3 protein-coding genes are annotated in these 1,554 nt (G+C 66.2%); all 3 read right to left on the bottom strand.

Translation table 11 applies throughout. The annotated features are described in order from the left end of the window. Positions 1-48: 48 nt before the first annotated feature. Entirely contained in the window at positions 49-465 is a 417-nt protein-coding gene (locus AB0395_RS47920) for a hypothetical protein (RefSeq protein ID WP_366294986.1), read from the bottom strand. After that, the gene (locus tag AB0395_RS47915) at positions 462-1,292 is read right to left on the bottom strand and encodes a recombinase RecT (RefSeq protein ID WP_366294984.1); all 831 of its coding nucleotides are present in this window, start codon (positions 1,290-1,292) and stop codon (positions 462-464) included. Before AB0395_RS47915 ends, AB0395_RS47920 begins: the two co-directional genes overlap by 4 nt. Position 1,293: 1 nt before the next feature. Continuing rightward, positions 1,294-1,554: hypothetical protein (locus AB0395_RS47910; RefSeq protein WP_366294981.1), on the bottom strand; the 261-nt coding region annotated here is incomplete at its 5' end.

The raw sequence follows: 1,554 nt of genomic DNA, 5'->3' as shown, positions 1-1,554 counted from the left end.
CCTCGTTGGCGAAGGTCTCCCTGCTGCAGCAGGCCTGCACGCGGGTCTTCACCGGCCACCACCCTGATAGGAGTTGTAGGCGTCCTTGGCGTTGTTGTTCAGCGTCTGGGCGATCGAGACCTGCTTGCCGACCGTCCGCAGGTAGTCCTCGGCGTTCTTGACCTGCACCTGCAGGGAGGCGAACTGCCAGTAGCAGTCGATGTGGGCGTTGATCCAGGCGTCGCGCTCGTCGACCGTTACCTGGCCCTCACTGCGACCCACCTTGGGGCAGTCCACCGAGAACAGCAGCACGGTCTTGGCCTCGGTGTAGGCCTTCGTCAGCCTGAGTTCCTCATACCGCAGCCGCCGCAGGGCGATCTGGGCGCGGCCCAGTTCGTTGTTGACCTGCTTCAAGTACCGGTCAGCCTCGACCGGGGTGAGGACAGCGTCCTCGTCGAGGATGCGGAAGCCGGATTCCTCGGTCATGCCCCACCGCCCACAGGGACGGTCTTGGGCCACCCGTGCTCATCCAGCTCTTCAACCGGGTCCTCGTCGCCGTTGTCCTCGGCCGGGGCGTCGTCGATGGCCCCCAGGTCGAGATTGGTGCGGACCGCGCCGTCCCATGCCAGCGCTCGGCTCATCTCCGCCGACTTGGGCATCGTGTCGAACATGTCCCGCAGCGCGGACTTCTCGGCCATCTCGTCGTAGTTGCTCGTCCAGCCGAATCCGTTCGGCGCCTGTGACTTACGGCGGCGACGCTCCACAGCGGGCTTGTCCAGAACGGCGAACCCGAACCCGCCGTTGATCAGCTTGAATACGGCGTACCAGTGGCCTTCCGGCTCTCCCCGGTCCTTCTTGTTCGGCTTGTGGAGCAAGTACGGGCTGGTGCCGAGGTCGTAGTCGAACTCGTCTCCGGTCCGGATGGTGGCGGTGTGGAGGTAGGCCGCCAACGGGTGCTGCCAGAACAGCTTCGCCATGCCCTTGTAGCCGAGCTGGAAGGTCACCTGGCCGCCCCTCGGAATGAGGAACGCCTCCTGGGTAGGGCCCGGCTCCATGCCGAGCTGGGCGCACGTGAGAACCGCCCCGACAAGGGACTCGGCCGAGCAGGTCAACAGCTCCGGGGTGGCGCGGCACTGGGTGAGAGCGATCCGCGCCATCCGGTCCGGCGTGACGTGCCCCGGCAGTGCCTTGGCGATCTCCGGAGTCATGCTCTCCAGTAGGTCCTTCACCTTCGCCAGCCGAGTGGCCAGGGCCTTGGAGGAGCCGTTGTCGTCCTTCTGGGCGACAGCGTTCGTGATGGTCTGTCCGGGCACGTCAGAAGTCCTTCTTCGATCGGGAAGGGTTGAGCTTGTCGACCACGCACGCCTCCCGCTGGTGGGCGGGAACCTCGTAGATCGAGCGGGTGCACACCCGGTGGCCGTCCGGGTCGAGCACGACGCGGGCCGTGCCTGCCAGTTCGCGGACCTTGTTCTCCGCAGCCTCTTTGCGTTGCTTCGCCTGGCGGTAGGCCGCGCTGGCGTCCCGGTACTCATCGCCCACGCTCTTGGAGATGACGACCGAGGTGTCCGGCTCAAC

It is taken from the genome of Streptosporangium sp. NPDC051023 (assembly GCF_040689595.1).
Lineage (GTDB): Bacteria > Actinomycetota > Actinomycetes > Streptosporangiales > Streptosporangiaceae > Streptosporangium.
This window is presented reverse-complemented; position numbering and strand designations above follow the sequence as displayed.

What these genes read in the sequence shown, in the direction of transcription:
- AB0395_RS47920 (WP_366294986.1), bottom strand. Translation starts at nt 465, where the DNA reads ATGACCGAGGAATCCGGCTTCCGCATCCTCGACGAGGACGCTGTCCTC.